General features: G+C 39.0%; 21 protein-coding genes and 4 tRNA genes. 20 read left to right on the top strand and 5 right to left on the bottom strand.

Going from position 1 to position 22,554, the window contains the following annotated elements; all coding sequences use genetic code 11:
* Positions 1–155 precede the first annotated feature (155 nt).
* Positions 156–1,817: a DNA repair protein RecN gene (recN, locus tag FY049_RS12905; RefSeq protein ID WP_224964604.1), complete on the bottom strand. Its 1,662-nt coding sequence runs from the start codon at positions 1,815–1,817 to the stop codon at positions 156–158.
* A 529-nt stretch (positions 1,818–2,346) separates the two neighbouring features.
* Between recN and ppnP the strand changes: the two genes are divergently transcribed.
* From ppnP to FY049_RS12890, 3 genes are all read left to right on the top strand, one after another.
* Entirely contained in the window at positions 2,347–2,670 is a 324-nt protein-coding gene (ppnP, locus tag FY049_RS12900; protein WP_004718357.1) for a pyrimidine/purine nucleoside phosphorylase, read from the top strand.
* A 147-nt stretch (positions 2,671–2,817) separates the two neighbouring features.
* The gene (rlmB, locus tag FY049_RS12895) at positions 2,818–3,573 is read left to right on the top strand and encodes a 23S rRNA (guanosine(2251)-2'-O)-methyltransferase RlmB (protein ID WP_224964605.1); all 756 of its coding nucleotides are present in this window, start codon (positions 2,818–2,820) and stop codon (positions 3,571–3,573) included.
* Positions 3,574–3,611: 38 nt separating this feature from the next.
* On the top strand, positions 3,612–4,523 hold the full coding sequence (locus FY049_RS12890; RefSeq protein ID WP_056516606.1) for a DMT family transporter: 912 nt from the start codon (positions 3,612–3,614) through the stop codon (positions 4,521–4,523).
* 53 nt (positions 4,524–4,576) lie between these two features.
* On the opposite strand, the gene coaE is transcribed toward FY049_RS12890, so the two are convergent.
* Genes coaE through pilB form a run of 4 tightly spaced genes read right to left on the bottom strand, consistent with a single transcriptional unit; the run spans position 4,577 to position 9,062 of the window.
* Positions 4,577–5,176, bottom strand: coding sequence for a dephospho-CoA kinase (gene coaE, locus FY049_RS12885; RefSeq protein WP_224964606.1), 600 nt, complete (start codon positions 5,174–5,176; stop codon positions 4,577–4,579).
* Between the two features lie 26 nt (positions 5,177–5,202).
* Positions 5,203–6,084: a prepilin peptidase gene (locus FY049_RS12880; protein WP_224965485.1), complete on the bottom strand. Its 882-nt coding sequence runs from the start codon at positions 6,082–6,084 to the stop codon at positions 5,203–5,205.
* Positions 6,085–6,089: 5 nt separating this feature from the next.
* Positions 6,090–7,319 (bottom strand): type II secretion system F family protein, encoded by a 1,230-nt coding sequence (locus FY049_RS12875; protein ID WP_224964607.1) that lies wholly within the window; start codon positions 7,317–7,319, stop codon positions 6,090–6,092.
* A 27-nt stretch (positions 7,320–7,346) separates the two neighbouring features.
* On the bottom strand, positions 7,347–9,062 hold the full coding sequence (gene pilB, locus FY049_RS12870; protein WP_446083804.1) for a type IV-A pilus assembly ATPase PilB: 1,716 nt from the start codon (positions 9,060–9,062) through the stop codon (positions 7,347–7,349).
* A 558-nt stretch (positions 9,063–9,620) separates the two neighbouring features.
* Between pilB and tpiA the strand changes: the two genes are divergently transcribed.
* The 17 genes from tpiA (at position 9,621) to FY049_RS12785 (ending at position 22,540) form a co-directional block, all read left to right on the top strand.
* Positions 9,621–10,415 (top strand): triose-phosphate isomerase, encoded by a 795-nt coding sequence (gene tpiA / locus FY049_RS12865; RefSeq protein WP_446083803.1) that lies wholly within the window; start codon positions 9,621–9,623, stop codon positions 10,413–10,415.
* A 9-nt stretch (positions 10,416–10,424) separates the two neighbouring features.
* Positions 10,425–10,766 (top strand): preprotein translocase subunit SecG, encoded by a 342-nt coding sequence (gene secG / locus FY049_RS12860; RefSeq protein WP_446083802.1) that lies wholly within the window; start codon positions 10,425–10,427, stop codon positions 10,764–10,766.
* Positions 10,767–10,819: 53 nt separating this feature from the next.
* A tRNA-Leu gene (locus FY049_RS12855) sits at positions 10,820–10,904 on the top strand.
* A 45-nt stretch (positions 10,905–10,949) separates the two neighbouring features.
* Positions 10,950–11,026, top strand: a tRNA-Met gene (locus FY049_RS12850).
* 76 nt (positions 11,027–11,102) lie between these two features.
* Positions 11,103–11,179: transfer RNA gene (locus FY049_RS12845), tRNA-Met, on the top strand.
* 100 nt (positions 11,180–11,279) lie between these two features.
* A tRNA-Met gene (locus FY049_RS12840) sits at positions 11,280–11,356 on the top strand.
* A gap of 202 nt (positions 11,357–11,558) precedes the next feature.
* On the top strand, positions 11,559–12,083 hold the full coding sequence (gene rimP, locus FY049_RS12835; protein WP_004718339.1) for a ribosome maturation factor RimP: 525 nt from the start codon (positions 11,559–11,561) through the stop codon (positions 12,081–12,083).
* 34 nt (positions 12,084–12,117) lie between these two features.
* Positions 12,118–13,602, top strand: coding sequence for a transcription termination factor NusA (gene nusA, locus FY049_RS12830; RefSeq protein ID WP_004718337.1), 1,485 nt, complete (start codon positions 12,118–12,120; stop codon positions 13,600–13,602).
* A gap of 10 nt (positions 13,603–13,612) precedes the next feature.
* Positions 13,613–16,321: a translation initiation factor IF-2 gene (gene infB / locus FY049_RS12825; RefSeq protein ID WP_004718332.1), complete on the top strand. Its 2,709-nt coding sequence runs from the start codon at positions 13,613–13,615 to the stop codon at positions 16,319–16,321.
* Positions 16,321–16,716: a ribosome-binding factor A gene (locus FY049_RS12820; RefSeq protein WP_004718330.1), complete on the top strand. Its 396-nt coding sequence runs from the start codon at positions 16,321–16,323 to the stop codon at positions 16,714–16,716. The genes infB and FY049_RS12820 overlap by 1 nt, the downstream gene beginning before the upstream one ends.
* A gap of 107 nt (positions 16,717–16,823) precedes the next feature.
* Positions 16,824–17,648 (top strand): tetratricopeptide repeat protein, encoded by an 825-nt coding sequence (locus tag FY049_RS12815; RefSeq protein WP_446083801.1) that lies wholly within the window; start codon positions 16,824–16,826, stop codon positions 17,646–17,648.
* Between the two features lie 100 nt (positions 17,649–17,748).
* Complete coding sequence (locus FY049_RS12810) at positions 17,749–18,339, top strand: LemA family protein (protein ID WP_056516623.1); 591 nt, start codon at positions 17,749–17,751, stop codon at positions 18,337–18,339.
* Between the two features lie 82 nt (positions 18,340–18,421).
* Positions 18,422–19,543, top strand: coding sequence for a TPM domain-containing protein (locus tag FY049_RS12805; protein ID WP_224964612.1), 1,122 nt, complete (start codon positions 18,422–18,424; stop codon positions 19,541–19,543).
* The gene (locus tag FY049_RS12800; RefSeq protein WP_224964613.1) at positions 19,537–20,103 is read left to right on the top strand and encodes a TPM domain-containing protein; all 567 of its coding nucleotides are present in this window, start codon (positions 19,537–19,539) and stop codon (positions 20,101–20,103) included. Before FY049_RS12805 ends, FY049_RS12800 begins: the two co-directional genes overlap by 7 nt.
* Positions 20,104–20,305: 202 nt before the next feature.
* Positions 20,306–20,782, top strand: coding sequence for a pilin (locus tag FY049_RS12795; RefSeq protein WP_224964614.1), 477 nt, complete (start codon positions 20,306–20,308; stop codon positions 20,780–20,782).
* Positions 20,783–20,845: 63 nt separating this feature from the next.
* Positions 20,846–21,997, top strand: a complete 1,152-nt coding sequence (locus FY049_RS12790) for a serine hydrolase domain-containing protein (protein WP_446083800.1) — start codon at positions 20,846–20,848, stop codon at positions 21,995–21,997.
* A gap of 114 nt (positions 21,998–22,111) precedes the next feature.
* Positions 22,112–22,540, top strand: coding sequence for a pilin (locus tag FY049_RS12785; RefSeq protein WP_224964616.1), 429 nt, complete (start codon positions 22,112–22,114; stop codon positions 22,538–22,540).
* The last annotated feature ends 14 nt before the right edge of the window (positions 22,541–22,554 follow it).

Raw genomic sequence — 22,554 nt, 5'->3', positions numbered from 1 at the left:
GTCCAAATAAAAATGTGCATCTCTAATAAAAGCGATGACAATAGGGCGAGTGAATAGATAAAAGCGCTTATATTGCAAAATAGGAATAAAAAACCAGTCGCGTGCTGACTGGTTTTTTATATGGGTATTCTTTTTTATACACTAGGATTGAGGTATTAAGATGGCTGAAATTTCAGCTGTCTTAATTGTTTTGCATGTTGCAAGGTGGTTTCACCAATTTCAATACCGCCTGTCATACGAGCCAATTCTAAAATAAGTTGCTCTTCTTCTAGTGCAACGATGGTACTACTTGCAGGATCTGTTTGCAGCTTTTTCACCAATAGGTGTTGATCGGACTGGGCCGCAACCTGAGCTTGGTGAGTAATACATAAAATTTGAACGTGTTGCCCCAAGCCTGCCAATAAGCGCCCGACAATTTCAGCGGTACCACCACTGATTCCGACATCAATCTCATCAAACACTAAAACTTCTGCTTCAGTTTTTTCGGCATTCATCACTTGCATGACCAATGCAATACGTGACAGCTCACCACCAGAAGCGACACGTGCCAGCGGTTGAGGTGGAATCCCTTTATTGGCAGTAAAGAGCAATTGAATAAAGCTTAAACCTTCAGCAGAAACTTGTTCCAGCGGTTCAAATTTAAATTCAAAATGTGCTTCTGGTAGCGCCAGTTGTTTGACTTGCTCAGTCAGTTGCTTGGCTAAAGGTTCAGCAGCATCACGACGAATCTGATCTAAATGTTGTGCTTTCTCTACAAACACTTGATGAGATTGTTCAACTTGCTCAGCGAGGGTTTCAGGATCTTCAAGTTGATGTAGTTGCTCTAATTCATTTTGCCATGTTTCATATTGCTGTTTGAGTTCATCGGGCTGAATACGGTATTTACGTGCCAAGCGATGAAAGACTTCGAGTTGTGTATTTAGCTCATCCATACGTTCAGGATCAAAACTTTGACGGTCTATAAACTGACGTAAATTTGCCGTTGCGTCATCAATTTCACTTTGTGCGTTGATCAATGAATTGTAAATTTCAGACAGCAGTTCACTTCGTCCAGCATGCGATTCTAAACGTCGAATAATTGAAGAAATTTCTTGGGTAATATTTTGTTCAGATTCATCAAGAACATTTAAGCTATAGCCACAGTCTTGCATGATGTGTTCATGGTGACTTAAACGATCAAATTCTTGTTCGATTTCTTTATAATCAATACGAATGACATCTTCGAGTTCTTCAAGTTGTAATTTTAAAGTGTCAATACGTTGCAGGCGATTGGCTTGTGCATCAATCGCTGCTTGATGTGTACGAATATTTTTTTGCCAAGTGCTGTACGCATCACGCACATCTTGGGCTGGCTGATAAAAATTACTATACCGATCTAACCAATGCTTCGGGTAGGGCGGTTCAAGCAGTTGTTGTTGGCTATGTTGGCTGTATAGTTGCACCAAAAGGCGGCCAAGTTCTTTTAATTCAGCGAGGCTGCTGGGACGACCATTGATCCATGCTTTGCTGCGTCCTGTTGCAAAGATCACCCGTCTTAAATGGATTTCACCAGATTCATCATCTAATTCATGAGTGTTGAGCCAATTGGCTTCCGGGCTCTGTGCTTGATAGCTAAAAACGGCGGTAATATCTGCTTTTTCAGCGCCATAACGCACATAATTGGTATCGGTACGCTCTCCTAAACAGGCTGACAACGCATCTAATAATAATGATTTACCCGCACCTGTTTCACCTGTAAGCACGTTGAACCCTTGCTCGATATCAATAGCAAGGTTATCGGCTAAAGCAAAATTGATCAGATTTAAGTGTGTCAGCATAAACGCATCCAAGCTGCGAACGGTGAAGTTCTAAGATAGTGAAGTTTTGTTGTGGTCACAAGTCAGAACGTATTCTAATACGAAGTAATTTTAAGCATTCTAAATAATTTTAATATGAAAATGTAATTTCCTTTGCTTAAGTTGCCAGTAAAACATCAAAATAGATAAATCTTATTGAATTAAATAAAAAATGAAGCAGGTATCTAGATTTTTTATGACTGATTTTATGCAACAGACATTTGAATCTATTGATCTGCATCTTTTATCAGCCAATATTGAAACAAGACATTTCTTCAGTCTAAGTAGGGAATAAATTGAGCATCCACAGGATTGGTATTCTTGGTGACGTGTATTGTGGTTTTGGGTCTTTATTGTTAGAGAAGCTTAAGCTTTGATCTAAGCGGACTGATAAAGCAGAGCAAAAATAGAAATAGCTTAAGCTTAAAAACATAGATTGATTAGTTTGCGGAGCAACATTAAACTACATCGAACATAATTTTTATAAATGCGCATTATCTGGAGAATACGCATGTCAGCTCAGTATGATCATGTATCAGTAGTTAAAAAATCTAATGTATATTTTGGCGGTTTATGTATTAGCCACACTGTGCAGTTTGAAGACGGAACCAAAAAGACTTTAGGGGTCATTCTTCCAACAGAAGAAGCTTTAACATTTGAAACACATGTGCCTGAACGTATGGAAATTATTTCTGGTGAATGTCGCGTTAAAATCGCAGACAGTGAAGAAAGTGAGTTGTTCCGCGCAGGTCAGTCATTCTATGTGCCTGGCAATAGTCGTTTTAAAATTGAAACGGATGACGTTTTAGACTACGTTTGCCATTTAGAAGGCTAATGAAAAAAGCTTTGCTTAAAACAGACACTAAATTAGGCAAAGAATTTTTAAGCGAAATCGGTTAAACTAAAGCATCAAATAGAATCCTGTAAAGTTGGCTTTGCAGGATTTTTCATTTCTATCATCATGTTGTTAATGAGGTTGTTCATGGCGAAGTCCGAATATTATTATGGCGTTCATTCAGTGGAGTCATTATTGGAGTTAGAACCTGAACGTGTTTTAACCTTATTTACCTTAAAAGGTCGTGATGATCAGCGTTTACAGCGCATTCTCCAGCTTGCAGAGCCTTTTGGAATCAGTGTCCAAAAAGCAAGTCGTGACAGCTTGGAAAAGTTGGCAGGTCAACCTTTTCACCAAGGCGTGGTCGCAGCTGTTCGCCCACATCCTGTATTAAATGAAAAAGATTTAGATCAGCTTCTAGAGTCAAGCCAGCAACCTTTATTGTTGGCTTTAGACCATATCACGGATCCGCATAATCTGGGCGCATGTATCCGTACAGCGGCAGCTATGGGTGTAGAAGCGGTGATTGTTCCGCGTGACCGTGCGGCAACATTAACGCCGACTGCACGTAAAGTTGCGGCAGGTGGTGCTGAAAAGGTGAAGTTTATTCAAGTCACCAATTTGGCGCGTACGCTTGGACAAATCAAAGAAAATTATAATGTCCGTGTGGTCGGTACTATGCTCGATGAAAAGGCGCTGCCTATTCAGAACTTTGATTTTACAGGAACACCAGTATGTGTGGTAATGGGCGCAGAGGATACAGGATTGCGTCCAATCACCCAATCGCAATGTGATCAAACCGTATTTATCCCAATGGCTGGAAACTTACAAAGTTTAAATGTAAGTGTGGCTACTGGTATGGCGTTATATGAAGCATGCCGTCAACGTCAACAAAGTGAATGATTTAATTTAAGTTATATTGGTAAGATTAGAGAAGCAACATGATGACCTCCCGTACTCAAGGCTACATGTATGTCGCCATTACAATGTGTATTTGGGGAGGTTTTACGATTACCTCAAGACTGAATGCAATTTGGCATATCAGTCCATGGGATATCACCGCATTACGCTTTTCTTTGGCATTTTGTATTCTGATGCCGATTTTAATCTATAAAAAAGACACGGCTTTTCTATTTAACAAACAACCCTTTATTTTGGCGATGATTGGCGGTGTTGCCTATTGTTTGACGTCATATAGCGCGTTTCATTTTGTCCCTGCGGCACATGCTGCCATTTTTTTAAATGGTTGTATTCCATTGTGTACAGCTTTAGCTGGTCTGTTACTTTATCGCCAACCATTTGATAAACATATATGGATCAGTTTAATCATCATGCTCTCTGCGATTTCTGTGATGAGTTTTTTGATGTATAGCGAAACAGGCGTTGCTTTTGGTATTGGTGATTTACTGTTTTTTATCAGTGCAATTTGGTGGGGGACTTTTACTGTATTACTGCGTCAATGGCAACTTTCCGCATGGCACGCCATGGCAGGTGTTGCGATTTGGTCGGCGATCGTTTATGTCCCGATTTATTTGTTGTTTTTACCTAAGCATTTAGATCAAGTGTCCACACCACATTTGGTTATGCAAACGTTGTTTCACGGTATTTTTGTGGTGATCATTGCGACTTTGGCCTATGTCGAAGCAATTAAACGGTTAGGTGCTTTTAAAACAGGCAGTATCGTCACACTTGCGCCCTTTATTGCCGCAATAATCGCCGTACCCTTGTTAAATGAACCGATAAGCCTTGCAATGATGTGCGGTTTGATTGGTATGGGCATTGGTGCTTTACAGCCTTGGCGTTGGTTTACACATAAAGACAGTTTGCAAAAGCAGTTAGATAAGAAGAAATAGATCAATCAAGTTAAATGGATAAAAATCTATTTTAAAATGATGAGAGACACAATTTACTGCTGTGCCTGTTTTAGATACTGTTGATGTAAAGACTTTAATTTCGCATATAGATGATCAATATGCCCATCATTGAGCACAATATCATCTGCTAATTTTTGCTTTTTGTTACGTGGCATTTGGGCTGCAATAATTTTCTGAATTTGTTCGATGGATTGACCATCTCGTTGTGAAGCACGTAAGATTTGCATGTCTTCACTGGCATCAATCAGTAGAGCGCGCTGGGTGAGTTCATGTTGATTGGTCTCAAAAAGCAGGGGAGAAACCAAAATTACATAAGGACTGGTTGCTGCTAGTAATTGTTGAATAATCTCAGCGCGAATCGCAGGATGGGTAATCGATTCAAGTTGTTGCCGTGCTAATGGGTCTTTAAAAATATGTTCTCTCAATGCACGACGATCAAGTTCACCATTGCTTAATAGTACCCAATCCCCAAAAACCTCTTTAATTTTTTGAAGCGCGGGTTGTCCTTTTTCAACAACTTCTCTTGCTACAATATCTGCATCAACGACTGTAATCCCTTGGGTTTCAAACCACTGACTTGCTGCGGATTTACCGCTACCAATTCCACCTGTTAAACCCAAGATAAACGTCATTGTTCTTTCCTAATACTGTGTTGAAATTATTGACCCAAATATACTTTCATAATTTGCTCACCCCATAAAAACGCAATCCATCCTGCAATTGCAATATAAGGACCAAAGGCAAAAGGGACATTTTCTTTACGAATCTTAAGTAAAATAATACCAATGATCGCACCTACCACAGATGACAGTAGAATAATTAACGGTAACATCAATGGCCCCATCCAAGCGCCAAGTGCAGCAAGCAGCTTAAAGTCACCATAGCCCATGCCTTCTTTGCCTGTCACTATTTTAAATAGATAGTAGACAATCCAAAGACACAGGAAGCCAATAATATAACCCCAAATTGCAGCACTTGGTGTTGTATAGAGATGAAATGAGTTAATACCTAAACCTATTGCAGCTAAGGTTAAGGTAAAACGATCTGGGAGTAATTGAGTGTCAAAATCAATAAAAGTAAGCGTGATCAGCACCCAAGTCAGTAGCACACCAAAAACCATTTCTAAAGTGGGGCCATAAACAGCAACGACTGTTAATGAACACACCGCAGTTAAAAGCTCAACCAATGGATAACGAATACTAATCGGGTTTTGACACGAAGCGCATTTGCCTCTTAAAACCAACCAACTGATGATGGGGATATTTTGATACCAACGAATTAGAGTTTTGCATTTGGGACATGTAGAGGCTGGTTGGCTTAGACTGAGTTTCTCTTCATCAATCACAATCTGTTGTGAGCCTGCCAGTAGTTGGCATTCTGCATGCCATTCCTGTCGCCATTCTTTTTCCATCATCTTGGGGGTGCGGTAAATGACTACATTTAAAAAACTACCCACACATAAGCCTAAAATACCAACAGTCAGATAGAGTGCTGTTGGTGATTGAATCAGAAAATTTAACAAATCATGGAACATATTCATCATTATCAACCAACCACTGAACCCATTTGGAAAATAGGCAGATACATCGCAATCACTAGACCACCAATAAGGACACCTAATATCGCCATGATTAATGGTTCCATCATTGAGGTTAAACCATCAACAGCATTGTCGACTTCATTTTCAAAATGAGTTGCAACTTTGTCTAACATCGCATCAAGCGCACCCGATTCTTCTCCAATCGCCACCATTTGAATGGCCATAGAGGGGAACTTATTGGTCAGACGCATGGCAAAATTAAGTTGTTGTCCAGTTGAAACATCCTCACGAATTTTCATTACAGCTTGTTCATAAACCACATTATTGGTTGCACCTGCGGTGGATTCTAAAGCCTCAATAAGAGGTACCCCTGCAGCAAAAGTTGTAGCCAGTGTACGGCTATATCGTGCAATAATGGCTTTATAAACCAGATCGCCAAAAATAGGCAGTCTCAGTGCTGTTCGGTCTAGAAAATCCTGAAATTTTTTACTGCGTTTTTTTGCTTCTAAAAAAGCAGTAATCACAACAGCAATAAAGATAATCAAAATAAACCAATAACTTTGCATCCAATTGGACATATTGACGACCATTTGAGTAAATGCGGGGAGGTCTGCACCAAAAGAGCCAAATAAGCCTTGAAAGACAGGAACCACTTTCACCATTAAAATAATAGTAACGATAATTGCGACTGCAATTACAGTCATTGGATATTTCATGGCCTTTTTAATTTTTTGTTTCAATAATTCACTTTTTTCTTTATAGATCGCCACACGATCAAGCATGGTTTCCAAAGCACCAGATTGTTCACCAGATTCGACCAATGAACAAAACAAGCTGTCAAAATAGCGAGGGTATTTTTTTAATGCACCAGCAAAGGTATTTCCCCCTTCGACTTCACTTTTAATCCCAAGTACAATTTCACGCATAGAAGGATTTTCTAATCCTTCTGCAACGATTTCAAAACTTTGTACTAAAGGCACACCTGCTTTCATCATCGTGGCGAGTTGGCGAGTGAAAATGGTAATGTCTAAAGTGGAAATGCGTTTTTTCATTAAACCTTCAAGAATATTTTTCTTTTTTTCTCGAATAGTTTTAATGGTGATGCCTTGTTTTCGCAAGGTAACTTTGGCAAGTGCCATGTTACGTGAAGGTAACTCCCCTTTAACCTTGATCCCTTTACGATCAACCCCGTCATAAGCAAATGTAGGCATCATTTGAGCTTTTTTAGCTGCCATCATAATTTCCTTGAATATTGATTATATTTATTCGCTGGTCACACGGTTAATTTCTTGTAAAGAAGTTAAGCCATTGATGACCTTAATTAAACCTGAACGCCTTAGATTATCAAACCCCAATTTTTCAGATGCCGCTGCAATTTGAAGTGCATTGCCATCTTCCATGATAATTTTTGAAATTTCAGGTGTTACTTTCATCACTTCGTAGATCCCGACACGACCTTTATAGCCTTCACGGCATTCACTACAGCCCACAGGTTGAAAAATTTGTAAGTCAGGATTGCTTAAGTCTTGTTCGGTAAAGCCCATTTCTAACAGACTCTGCCTAGGGATTTCAACGGGTGCTTTACAATGATTACATAAACGTCTTGCCAATCGTTGTGCAATCACAAGATTGACTGAGGTGGCAATGTTAAATGAAGGTACACCCATATTACGTAGACGGGTCAATGTTTCAGGTGCGCTGTTGGTATGTAGGGTAGACATCACCATATGACCAGTTTGAGCAGCCTTGATCGCAATTTCAGCAGTTTCGAGGTCTCGAATCTCACCGACCATGATAATGTCAGGATCTTGACGTAGGAATGATTTGAGCGCGACCGAAAAACTAAGACCTGCTTTAAGATTAACGTTAACCTGATTAATCCCTTCCAAGTTAATTTCAACTGGGTCTTCAGCCGTGGAAATATTTGAACTTTCTGTATTAAGTATATTTAAACCTGTATAGAGGGAAACAGTTTTACCTGAACCTGTGGGTCCAGTAATCAATAACATGCCTTGAGGTTTTTCTAAGGCCTCCATAAATAATGCTTTTTGCTTTTCTTCATAACCCAAGGCATCAATTCCCAACATGGCACTGGAAGGATCAAGAATACGCAGTACTAATTTTTCGCCAAACAATGTAGGTAATGAATTCACACGAAAATCAATAGCTTTGGTCTTTGATATTTTTAACTTAATACGACCATCCTGTGGAACACGCTTTTCAGAAATATCCATTCTAGACATCACTTTTAAGCGTGATGCCAAACGGCTAGCTAATTGCAAGGGGGGATTGGTAATGGTTCTCAGTACACCATCTACCCGATAACGTACCCGATAACTTTTTTCATAAGGTTCAAAGTGTAAATCTGATGCACCCATACGAATCGCATCGATCAAAAGCTTATTGATATATTTAACAATAGGCGCTTCTTCTTCTGAAGCCTCATCGTCATCTTCTTCTGATGGCGGTTGGTCATCGGTTGCGATGATATCAACATCAAAGTCTTCACCATCAAAATTAAAGCTTTCCTCTACCGTAAAGTGCTTTTCTAAATATTTTTCTAATTTATGATGTTCAACAATGATTGGTTCAATATTCAAACCGCAGTTAAAACGAATGGCATCCAGCGCTTCTATATTGGTCGGATCACTGGTAGCGACATATAAAATATTGCCACGTTGTACCAAAGGAATCACTTTATGTTTAGTGACTAAATTTGAGTCAATAAGCTCCTTGGGCAGCATCTCAGGATTAAAGCTGTCCAAATCAAAAATGGGTTCTCCAAATTCTTGGGAGATCATTTCAGCAATGATCAGTGGCGGTATATTTAATTTTTCACTAAGATAAGCCACGATACTCACTTTATTTTTTTGAGCATTACTGAGCGCATCTTTCATTTGCTGGGCAGATAAAAAACCTTCGTCGACTAAGCGACGGATATACCCCGAAAACTTAGGTGAACCATTTTGCATAGACATCCCCAAAACACATTAAATTTCATTTTATAATTGGAATACGAAAATTATACGATGATCCTTAGAAATATCTAGAATTAAACGTATTTTTTATAGAAACATATTTGAAAATAACTTGAGCCAATCAGGCTTTTTAGCATTATCTTTGAAATGATTTATGTTTCTTTGCTTTATATTAGGGGCTGTTGACAATTCGTCTACGTTTGCGACTACGTGTGTTTTTTAGGCGATACTAGGCGCGAGATACAAAATTTAGTCATTCTAAATGATGAGAAACATCGTTTCGCAAGGTAACACGTAGTGTCAAAAAACACGCTAGTCCCGAAGGGTTGTGGCTAAAATTATCTCAGCCTACGTTATGAAACTCGAAAATAGTCTCGCTATTCTCTTCGTTTCATGCCTTGCCTGCTCAATTTTAACCTACAACGCAAGCCATTTATGAAATGCCTACAGCCCCTAAAGTATAACTTTAAATGAGATGACTGAATTGATAAAGAAAAAATACTTTAAAAATATAAATTCCGTGTAGAATGTGCACATTTTCGATAAAAGGTTAGATGTATGTCGGGTTCGACTATTACTCCTTGGGTTGTCGGCAATTGGAAAATGAACCCAATGCAAGCGAATTCGCAACAGCTCATTCAAGATTTAAATCAGTATTTACAACAATCACCGATTACAGAACAACAATGTCATATTGGTGTTGCGCCTATTTCTATTGCATTACTGTCTGTGCAAAAATTACTTAAAGATGCAGATTCACCAGTCAAAGTTGTCGCACAAGATCTTTCTCAAATGCCTGGCACTGGTGCTTATACAGGCGAAGTCAGTGCTGAACTACTCAAAGACAGCCAGATTGATTATGTGTTGATTGGGCACTCAGAGCGTCGAGAAATTTTTGGCGATGATGTTGCAAAAATTAAAGCAAAATTATCAAATGCTTTAAATGCTGGGCTTCAAGTGATTTATTGTGTGGGTGAAAGCCTAGAACAACGTGAAGCAGGGCAGGCAGAGCAAGTAGTTTTACAACAAATTTGCGATCTCGCAGCGGTTGTAAAAGTAGAACAATGGCACAATATTGTGATTGCCTATGAACCCATTTGGGCGATTGGAACAGGTAAAACAGCCTCTCCACAAGATGCTCAGACAATGCATGCAAAAATTCGCGAAGGTTTAACTCAAATTACAGCCCAAGCTCAACATACAGCGATTTTATATGGCGGTAGTGTCAAACCTGAAAATGCAGTAGAGTTAGCTGCTTGTCCAGATATCAACGGTGCGCTGGTTGGTGGTGCATCACTTAATGCTGAGTCATTTTATAAAATTGCTCAAGCATTTGCTAAAACAGAAGAATAGGAGTTCAGCATGCATACATTTGTGCTGGTTGTACATATCATCTTGGCCGTTTTGATGATCGGGCTTATCCTCGTTCAACATGGTAAGGGTGCAGATGCAGGTGCATCATTTGGTGGCGGTGGTGCTGCAACAGTATTTGGTGCATCAGGTTCTGCAAGCTTTTTAACTCGTTTAACTGCGATTCTCACGGCTTTGTTTTTTATCACCAGTTTAAGTTTGGCGGTATTTGCTAAAAAACAAACTTCGGATGCGTATGGATTAAAATCTGTACAGATCGGCTCTCAAACGGCACCAGCTGCACCAGCCAATACGGGTGAAACTTCACCAACTGCACCAAAAACTGGCGAATAATGCCATTTAGTTCTTTCTTTTTCTGAATGATGCGACTAGAATGCGTCACAGCTGCGGTGGTGGTGGAATTGGTAGACACGCTACCTTGAGGTGGTAGTGCTTTCGGGCGTGGGGGTTCAAGTCCCCCCTTCCGCACCAACAATGAACCAGATTGTTGGTGTTAGCAGCTGAAAAAAACATTGATGCGGGATGGAGCAGTCTGGTAGCTCGTCGGGCTCATAACCCGAAGGTCGTTGGTTCAAATCCAGCTCCCGCTACCAATTTAATTAAGATGCAACTTAATTAAAGATCATCTAAGTTGAAAAATTGAGATGATGTGTGAATTTGCAGTGTTGTTGCGGGATGGAGCAGTCTGGTAGCTCGTCGGGCTCATAACCCGAAGGTCGTTGGTTCAAATCCAGCTCCCGCTACCATTTTGATTAAGGTGCAACTTAATCAAGCAAGAAATACAATGTATCGGTTAATGATAGATTGAAAAAAATAAATTTCTTGTGTATAATTTTGCAACGCTGATGCGGGATGGAGCAGTCTGGTAGCTCGTCGGGCTCATAACCCGAAGGTCGTTGGTTCAAATCCAGCTCCCGCTACCAAGTTTCTAAAAGGGCTCACAGATAGGTGGGTCTTTTTTGCATAGTGAACTTCGGTTTACTGTGCGATAATAGGGGCGATTACGCCCTTTTTTATTGGCTATCGTGTAGTGTGGACATCAATTGGTCAAAAAGACATGCTTCACTATAGTAAGTTTGAATTAGTCCGATGAGCGATTGAATCGCACAAATATGACGAGAGTAAATGAAGCTATCAAATAAAACTCAAGCACTTCAAGATTTAATCACTCCTGCAGTGCAAGCTTGTGATGTAGAACTTTGGGGAATCGAATTTATTCCTCAAGGTAAGCGTTCTTTATTGCGTATTTATATCGACAAAGACGTTGTGGAAAATGCTGAACCAACAATCAATGAAGATGGTGAAGCAGAATTGGGTCGTGGTATTGGCGTACAAGATTGTGTACGTGTGACTCAGCAAGTCGGTGCAATATTAGATGTACATGATCCAATTTCAGGTGAATATGCTTTAGAAGTGTCATCACCAGGTTGGGATCGACCATTCTTCCAGTTGGCACAGTTAGAAAAATACATCGGACAACAAGTTGCATTGCGTTTGATTGCTGCAGTTGAAAATCGCCGTAAATTCCAAGCAAAATTAATTGCTGTAGATTTAGAAAATGAATTCATTCAAGTCGAAGTTGAAAAACAGCAAGTACTTGAGATCGATAGCAACAATATAGACAAAGCGAATTTGATCTTTCAGGATTAATCCAGAAATAGAAATCTGAATAAATAGGTGACTTATGGCTCGTGAAATTCTCACCGTCGTTGAAACGGTTAGTAATGAGAAAGGTGTAAGTCGTGAAGCAATTTTTGAAGCGCTTGAACAGGCTTTAGTTGCAGCGACGAAAAAGAAATTCTACGAAGGAACGAATTCGGAAGAAGCTCAGTTACGCGTAGAAATTGACCGTAAAACAGGTGATTACAGCACTTTCCGTCAATGGGAAGTTGTTGCTGATGAAGATCATGAAATGCCAGCATGTCAAGATGCGATTTCTGATGTTGATCCTGCTCAATGGTCAATTGGTGATATCCGTGAGTTAGAAGTACCATCAATTGATTTTGGTCGTATTGCCGCGCAGATTGCCAAACAAGTCATTGTGCAAAAAATTCGCGAAGCTGAACGTGCTTTAGTGGCGGATGCTTATGAAGCTAAAGTCGGTGAATTGATCTATGGTGAAGTGAAAAAACAAACCAAAGATGGCTTCATCATTGACTTGGGTGATAATGCAGAAGCGTATTTAGCGCGTGAAGAAATGATTCCTAAAGAAATTCTGCGTCCTAAACAGCGTATGAATGCAATTCTTTATAATGTGAACCGTGAAGGTCGTGGTGCACAACTCTTGTTGTCACGTGCTAAACCTGAAATGCTGATTGCATTAATGAAAAAAGAAATTCCTGAAATTTCTGAAGAAATCATTGAAATTAAAGCAGCAGCGCGTCAACCAGGTGTACGTGCAAAAATTGCGGTTAAAACCAACGATCATCGTATTGATCCAGTCGGTGCATGTATTGGTATGCGTGGTACACGTATCCAAGCGGTACAATCTGAGTTAAATGGTGAACGTATTGATGTTGTGGTGTGGTCTGATGATCCTGCTCAATATATCGCCAGCGCTTTAGAGCCTGCGGATGTATCTGGGATTGTGATTGATGAAGATGCGCGTACAGCAGACATTATTTTTGCAACCAGCGATCAACTTGCGCGAGCAATTGGTTCACAAGGTCAAAACGTCCGTTTAGCATCAGAGCTTACGGGCTATAAATTAGATATGATGCTTGAAGATGAGTACCGTGCTCGTCAACAAAATGAAGCTCAACAGTATTTAGACATGTTTGTAACACGTCTTGATATTGAAGAAGATCTTGCAATGGCTTTAGTAGAAATGGGCTTTACCTCACTTGAGGAAATCGCTTATGTACCTGCGGAAACTTTCGATGAAATCGAATTAGATGCAGATACAGTTGAATTGCTACAAAGTCGTGCAAAAGAAGCAGCTTTAGCTGATGCGTTAAAGCAACAAGAAGATATTCAGGACCCAAGTCCAGAACTTGTTGCGATGGAAGGAATGACTTCTGAAATTGCGCATGCTTTAGCGGCACGTGGTGTGGTAACAATCGATGACTTAGCTGACCAAGCAACGGATGATATTTCTGATATCGACGGTTTAGGCGCTGAGAAAGCAGGTCAATTGATTATGAAAGCACGTGAATCATGGTTTAACTAGGAGGTAATACATGACGGATAAGTCAATTCAAGAGTTAGCGGTCAGCGTAGGACTTCCTGTTGCAAAGCTCCTTGATCAGGTGCGTGAAGCTGGATTGCCACAAAAACAGGCTGAAGATAAAATTTCTACTGAACAGCAAGATGTTCTCGTGAACCATTTGAAAAAAGCGCATGGTCAAGATACGGGACAAGCAGGACAAATCACGTTGAAACGTAAAACGACAAGTACAGCTAAAGTTGCGAGTACTTCAGGTAAAGCGAAGACAATTAACGTAGAAGTTCGTAAGAAACATACGTTTACTAAGCCAGACCCTGAACAAATCAAAGCGGAAGCTTTGGCGAAAGCTCAAGCAAATGCTCAAGTGACGTCAACTCAAAAAGTACAGCAAAATACTGTAGTGAGTGGAGTTGAAAAAACTGAAAGTTCAGCGAAAGCGAATTTAGAAAAAATGCGTGCTGCTGCAAAACAGCAAACAGCTGCGAAAGAAACACCAAAAGCAGCTGTTGTTGTAAAACGTAAATCGACCAATAAGCCGATTACCAAAGCAACTGTAAAAACCATTGAAACTCCTGAGCAGAAACGTGCACGTGAAGCTCAAGCAGCACAACTGAAAGCGACTGAAGAAGCAGCTCGTCGTAAGTCAGCAGAAGAAGCTCAACAACGTACCCTTGAGCAAATGCGTCAAATGGCGTCTAAGTATTCTTCTGATGAAACAACGACAACGATTCGTGTAGTTGATGATTCGCCGTTGGCTGCTGGTTTGGTTGGTCAAGCATATGAAGATTCATTTGCAAAAGAAGACCGTGAAATCAAACGTGGTACCAATACTGCAAATACACGTTCTCCTAAAAAAGGTGGTCGTCGTGGTCAAGAAGAGCAATCTTTCAGCCATAACCCGCATAAACGTGGTTTAAAAACTAGCCAAGCCAATAAACATGGGTTTGAAAAACCAGTTAAAAAACAAGTTTATGACGTTGAAATTGGTGAAACCATTGTTGTTGCAGATCTTGCAGCAAAAATGGCGGTTAAAGTTCGTGAAGTTATTAAATCACTCATGAAAATGGGTGAGCTTGTTACTCAGAACCAAGCCATTGAGCAAGAAATTGCAGCATTGATTGTTGAAGAAATGGGTCACAACCCAGTACGTGTATCTGATACACAAGCTGAAGATAACCTACTTGAAGCAGCTGAAGAAGCGCGTGGTGCGCAAACAACACGTGCGCCAGTTGTGACGATCATGGGTCACGTTGACCATGGTAAGACATCGCTACTTGATCGTATTCGTCGTGCCAAAGTTGCACAAGGCGAAGCGGGCGGGATTACACAGCATATTGGTGCTTATCACGTTAAAACAGATAAAGGAATTATTACATTCCTTGATACGCCTGGACATGCTGCATTTACTGCAATGCGTTCACGTGGTGCCAAAGCGACTGATATTGTGGTACTTGTTGTTGCAGCGGATGATGGTGTAATGCCACAAACTGCGGAAGCAATTGACCATGCGCGTGCTGCGGGTACTCCAATTATTGTTGCAATCAATAAAATGGATAAAGAATCAGCTGATCCAGATCGCGTATTGAATGAATTGACAACCAAAGAAATCGTGCCTGAACAATGGGGTGGTGATGTACCGGTTGCAATGGTTTCAGCACATTCTGGTCAAGGTATCGACGAACTTCTAGATTTGATTTCAATTCAAGCTGAAATGTTAGAGTTGAAAGCGTCTGAAGAAGGTGCTGCTCAAGGTGTTGTAATTGAAGCACGTGTAGACAATAGCCGTGGTGCGGTAACGTCTATTCTTGTTCAAAACGGTACATTGAAAGTAGGTGACTTGGTTCTTGCGGGTGCATCTTACGGCCGTGTTCGTGCGATGACCGATGAGAATGGTCAACGTATTCAATCTGCAGGTCCTTCAATTCCAGTTGAAATTTTAGGTCTTCCAGAAGCGCCAATGGCGGGTGATGAAGTTCTTGTAGTTAATGACGAGAAAAAAGCACGTGAAGTTGCCGATGCGCGTATGGATCGTGAGCGTCAAAAACGTCTTGAACGTCAAAGCGCAATGCGTCTTGAGAACATCATGGCATCAATGGGCAAGAAAGATGTGCCGATTGTAAATGTTGTTCTTAAAACTGATGTACGTGGTACCTTGGAAGCGTTACATGTTGCACTTGCTGATCTTGCAACTGACGAAGTTAAAGTACGTGTCATTGGTTCAGGCGTTGGTGCAATCACTGAGTCTGATGTGACTCTTGCTGAATCTTCAGAAGCGGTACTTCTTGGTTTTAACGTACGTGCAGATAATACCGCACGTCAAAAAGCAGATGCAGATGGTATCGACATTCGTTACTACTCAATCATCTATCAACTTATTGATGATGTGAAAGCAGCAATGAGCGGAAAACTTGCACCTGAACACCGTGAAACAATTCTGGGTGTTGCAGAAGTTCGTGAAGTATTCCATTCAAGTAAGTTTGGTGCTGCTGCGGGTTGTATGGTACTCGAAGGTGTATTACATCGTAATAAACCAATCCGTGTACTACGTGATGATGTTGTGGTATTCCAAGGTGAGCTTGAATCTCTTCGTCGCTATAAAGAAGTGGTTGAAGAAGTTCGTGCCGGTATGGAATGTGGTCTTGCAGTGAAAGGTTATAAAGACATCAAAGCACTTGATAAAATCGAAGTGTATGATGTTCAGTTGATTAAACGGAGTCTTTAATGGCGGGTAGTCAACGTCTTAAGCGTATGGCAGATACAGTACAACGTGAGTTGTCAGAACTGATCCGCCAAGAGCTGAAAGATCCACGCTTAGGTGGTCTAGTGACCATCTCTGCAGTGAAAGTCAGTCCAGATCTAGGTTATGCAGAAGTTTACGTTACCGTGATGGGGCGTGAACTTGGCGATGAGCAAAGTGAAGCGGCAAATAAAGAAACTTTAGATGTTTTAAATAAAGCATCTGGTTTTTTACGCCACGAATTAGGTCGTCGTATTAAAACTCGTGTAACTCCGCGTTTGCGCTTTCATTATGATAAAACCAATGCCTATGGTAACTATATGTTTGGTCTAATCGCAGAAGCAGTGAAAGATTTACCTGAGCAAAAAGACGAAGAATAAAAGTAATTTAAATTGAGAAGCCACCTTAGGGTGGCTTTTTTATATTTTTAAATTGTGTTTAAATTCTATATTAATTTATTCTAAATAATTAAGATGAGAATAATAAGATGAAGCTAAAATTTTATATCCCTGTGATTGGGTTGTCCGTAATATCTGTTACAGCCCATGCTTGTATCAATACTTATGCTTTTGAGTTAGGTTATGGCGGATTAGACCAGAAAACTGCTCAAAAGCAATTGGCACAAGGGCATTTACCTAAGAGCAAATCTGTTGAGAATTTAAATGATTATGGTGTCTTGCTGATTTATGCGCATGAATACGATCAGGCGATTCAAATATTTCAACGGATTGAAAAATCACACCCAAATCTAGCAAAAACTGCTGCGAATCTAGGGACAGCATATGAACTGGCTGGGCAGTCTGAAAAAGCCAAGTACTGGATTGAGCAAGGGATTCAACCTGATCCAAACATTCATCAGGGCAGTGAATGGATTCATGTTAAAATTTTAGATGCGAAAATCCAACAACAAAAAGATTCTACATGGATTCAAAACCACGATGTTTTAGGATTGGATTTTGGTCAAGCAGTCGAACCAAAGGCAAAGGTTAAAACTGTACAATTTCAAAAGCAACATTACGATTTAGACAAAATCCTATTACATAGTCAAACTCAAATGGATCAGCGCCTAAGGTTTGTAAAGCGTGATCCAATCAGTGCGCAAATTATTTTTAATATGGCCAATATTGAAATGTTGAATTATAACTTGGCTGATAAAACAGTAGATCTGTTATATCTACGCGCTCAAGATATCGGCTTTCACAATCCGAAATTAATTGAGTCACGTTTAGATTATTTTCAACATTCAAAATGGTTTCGCTTTAAGGCATTTTTTGTCAATATCTATCAAACATTCAAAAATTTAATTGTTTGATCATTGGCTAGGTAGCAGAAATTAAACAAAACTTTGCCTTAAACTGTATAGAATGCAGAGATATCAACAAATACAAATAAATATCTCTGAGGAATTGGCAATGAATTCAATGAAAAAAGGTTTAGTTGCACTTACATTGGCAAGTACTTTGGCTTTTTCAGGTTGTGGCTATAACACTTTACAAGCCAAAGATGAATCTGTGAATGCGGCATGGTCAGAAGTTGAAAATCAATATCAACGTCGCGCAGATTTGGTACCTAACCTGGTCAATGTCGTCAAAGGTTATGCAACCCATGAAGAAAAGGTTTTAACCGAAGTGACTGAGGCACGTGCCAATGTTGCAGGTTTAAAAGTAGACAAAGAAGTATTGAACGATCCTGAATTGTTTAAAAAATACCAAGAAGCACAATCACAAATGACCAGTGCGTTATCGCGACTTTTAGCGGTGACGGAAAATTATCCAGATTTAAAAGCCAATGAACAATTTCGGGATTTACAGGTTCAATTGGAAGGTACGGAAAACCGTATCAGTACTGCGCGTACACGTTATGTAGAATCTGTTCAAGATTACAATACTTATGTACGTCAATTCCCTCAAGCAATGACTGCTAAAGTGATTGGTATGAAAGCCAAGCCAAACTTTAGTGCAGAAGCGGGTGCATCTAAAGCGCCAACAGTTAATTTTAATTAATGATGTGATTTCATTTCACTGTCTTTAAAGCATGCTGAAAAAGATAGGCTAAGAATATTCATTATTAAATAAAAGGTGAACTATGATTGAATGGCGAGAAAAATCAGTAATGAAAAACATGAGTACAATATTATTTGTATTTCTTGGACTGATGCTTTCTGTTCAATCGAGTGTCTGGGCTGAAACTGCGACAGCCACAGATGAGCAAGAGGCGCAAGATGCGATTGTTATGGGTAAAGTGGTGCCCAATACTAATTTACCCAATGTGATTAGTTCAAAACCACCAGATACTCAAAAACAAACGCCAACTACACAACAAGTCCCTCAAAGTCCCGTACAAAACGTACCCCCAGTCGCCAATGATATGGCAGAGGGTGAAACTACTCGAAATATTCCCACACTGAATCAGCCTGTCGTTGATCAAGCTAAAGTTTTATCTGCAGCTGAAAAGCAAAATTTAGAACAACAAATTCGGGATATATATCGTCAAGGCAAAGCGCAAATCGGCATTATCATTGTCCCAACCACGGGGCAAGAAGGTATTTTTGATTTCGCAATGCGTGTTGCTGAGCAATGGAAGTTAGGTTCAGCAAAACAAGACAATGGTTTATTGATTGCAGTCGCAGTCAATGATCAAAAAATTCATATTGCAACAGGTTATGGTTTAGAAGGTGTGCTTCCTGACATTATGGTCAGTCGAATTATACGCAATCAAATCACACCTGATTTTAAACAAGGACAATATGCTCAGGGCTTACAGGCAGGTGTCAATGAGATTGAACGTATTTTAAACCTTGACCCTGAAATTGCCAAACAAGCCGCAGATGAGCTAAAAGCGCGTCAAACCCAAGCACTGCAAGAACAAGAGGCCAAGGATCGAACCTTAACCACAGCTATGGTGATTTTGGTGATTGGTATCTTTGCATCATTTATTGTAGGCAATCGTTTAAGTGCAGCAGTTGCGGGTGTGACCGCAGCCGCTGCAGGGCTTATTTATGGCTCAGGGATTGTGATGAGTCTGGTTTTGGGTTTTGGTATATTCTTCTTGTTGATTACCTCACTGGCACAACTTATTTTCCAAATGTTTTTATCTGGTGGTGGGCGTGGTGGAAGCAGTGGAGGAGGGGGCGGTTTCGGCGGTGGTGGGGGCTATAGTGGCGGCGGTGGTGGTTTCGGCGGTGGAGGAGCATCAGGCTCATGGTAACAAAAACAGATACAACAGCAATTGTGACTGAACCGAAGTTACAGGAGCAGGTACAACCCAGCTTAAAACGTTGGTTAAAACATGTTTTATATATGCCTGCGTCGAAACGCTATTTTTCAAAGCAAGATCAGCACGCCATTGCACAAACTGTGACACAAGCTGAACAAGGCCATGTCGGTGAAATACAAGTGGTGATTGAGGGACATATTCCAAGTCATCAGGCATACCATCAAAATACACGTCTCAGAGCACAACAATTATTTGCTGAATTGGGTGTGTGGGATACTGAGTATAATAGTGGCATTTTGTTGTATTTAAACTTGTGTGAGAAGACAGTAGAAATTGTGATAGATCGTGGAATTTATCTAGCAACAACCCAACAAATATGGCAGCAGATTTGTGATGTGATGATTTTAGAGTTAAAAAACAAAAATTATCGAACTGCGGTCACCAATGGTGTCTTAGAAATTGGTCAAATTTTGAATTTATTTTATGGCAACCAATATCGTCAGGCTGATAATGTTAATGAGTTAACTAATAATCCAATCATTGTGAATTAATTTGGCTTTCTGGTGACAATAAATGTCACTTTTTTACGTATAATTACGTAAAAATATAAGCGGCAAAAAAAAACTTGTAAAGCGTTACATTCTCTCTAAAATCAAAGAGTCTCGATTGGTTGTTGATTTTTTCCACAAAAAAAACAGCCGCATAAATTGCTCTATAAAGCTATAAAAATTTTTAAAACATTGGAGAAATGTTATGAATGCTCAAAAAGGTTTTACCCTAATTGAATTAATGATCGTTGTTGCAATTATTGGTATTCTTGCTGCGATTGCGATTCCACAGTATCAAAACTATATTGCTAAATCGCAAGTTAATCGAGTTGTGGGGGAGTTAAGTACTCTTAAAACTACTGTGGAAGCATGTATCTTAGAAGGTAAGACAGCAATTACAAATACTGAGGCATCTGCAAACGCAACAACATGTTATGCAGGAGCTACAGTTTCTAATTTATTAGGTGCTGGTGTTGAATTATATAAAGGTCTTGACGTAACAATGCCTGCTGATGCAAAAAGCACAGGTGAAATAAAAGCTACTTTTGGTAATACTGCTGCTACAGCAATTAAAACACAAACTGTAACTTGGGCTCGTGATGTAGCTGGTACTTGGACTTGTTCAACAAGTGTTGAAGAGAAATTTGCTTCAACATCTTGCCCAGCAAAAGCAGCAAAATGATCTTAACCTTTAATATACAAGTATATTAATAAACTTGTGAATTTAAAGTTATTGAGAAAAAGATTGAGTTATAAAGAAATAGCTGTAGCGTGTTTCTTTATAATTCTTTCTTATATATATATATATATATGTGTTCTTTATCCATATAAATGGCAACGTACCTATTTTAAGCTTGAGCAAATTTATGCAGAAAATAATGTTATTTGTAATGATGGTGCGCCATTATGGATGTATGAATTTCTAGAAAAAAATATTAAAGATAATAAAATACTTGCTAATCAATTGATTTATATTACTAAACAAAAAGTTATATATCATTGTGAGTCTCCAGCAGGAATTGAAGATATTAATCATGTCAATATAAAAACACTATTTCGGTATGGAAGTAATACAAAACCAATTACAGCAGCCTATATTTTAAAATTAGTTAAAGAACATAAAGTAAACTTAGATACAAATTTGAGCGAAATATTCCCAGAATTAAATAATGAAAAAATAAAAGATCCTCGAATATTAAAAATTACAATAAAAAATTTATTACAGCATAGCTCGGGTTTTGATCGAATGCTCAGTAAAGATGCAATGTTTGAAGAAGACCGAAAGCCATGGTGTCCATATCATATTGATAAATTGAAAGAAACAAAACTCGACTTTAATCCGGGTAGTTATAATGCATATGATAATAGAAATAGTTGTTTGTTAGGAGTGGTAATTGAAAGAATTGAAGGGAAAAGGTATAGAGAAGTAATAAATCATGAGTTTAATCTAAAAAATAGAAGTATCAGCTTTTTAGATGGACCTTATATTAAAAATGAAGTTAAGTATAATTTTTTATATAATGAATATAGGTTTGAAGATTATTTTAAAAAATTTGATTTTTATGCTCTATCATCCTCAGCAGGATTGATAGGTAATGCAAAAAGTTTGGCTTTATTATTAAATAATATTATCGAGGATGAAAAATATAGTAAATTTATATCATTTAATAAAGAAGATATTTCTTGTAATTATGAAAAAGAAAGAGAGTGCTTTAATTACTCTATGAATGTAATAGAACGTAATAACAATTTTATTCAATTTAAATATGGTACTTTACCTTCAGCTAGTTCTTTTTCATTAATTAACGAGAATAAGGAAATAGTTGTTTGGATGGGTAATGCTGAAAGGCTAGATTTAGGGTTTAAATTTGAAAATTTTATGGCCGATAAACTATAGTTGTCGGATTATGATGTAATTTGTTAATTATTGACACTTTGGATCAATTAGTAAATATATATCATAAGATAAATAGAAATAGAATTAGAATTATAAAAAGTAAAGGGGGTTTTTATGAGAGTAATGAAAGGTTTTACATTAGTAGAGCTGATGATCGTTGTTGCGATCATTAGTATTTTAGCTGCAATTGGCTTATTGCAATATCAAAACTTTGTTGTGAAATCTCAGCTTACCAGTGCAGTTGCAGAATTAAATGGTGCAAGACCGCAATATGAGTTAATTATCAATGAAGGATCTGCTTCAAATAGCTCTACTTATACTGTAACAAATATGTTTTTTTCAACATCTTCAAAATTTTGCACTTACGCTGTTTCAGCGCCTGTAGCTGGTGTAGCAAATCCTGCACTAGAATGTAAATTAACTCAGGTTGCTTCTGTTATAAAAGGTGAGTCAATATTCCTAAATAGGGATAGGAGTGGAAAATGGAGTTGCAGTACCTCTGTTGGAATTGCAAATAAATTTAAACCTGTAGATTGTATTTAGCTTTTTAGGATACT

It is taken from the genome of Acinetobacter sp. 1125_18A (assembly GCF_052824985.1).
This window is presented reverse-complemented; position numbering and strand designations above follow the sequence as displayed.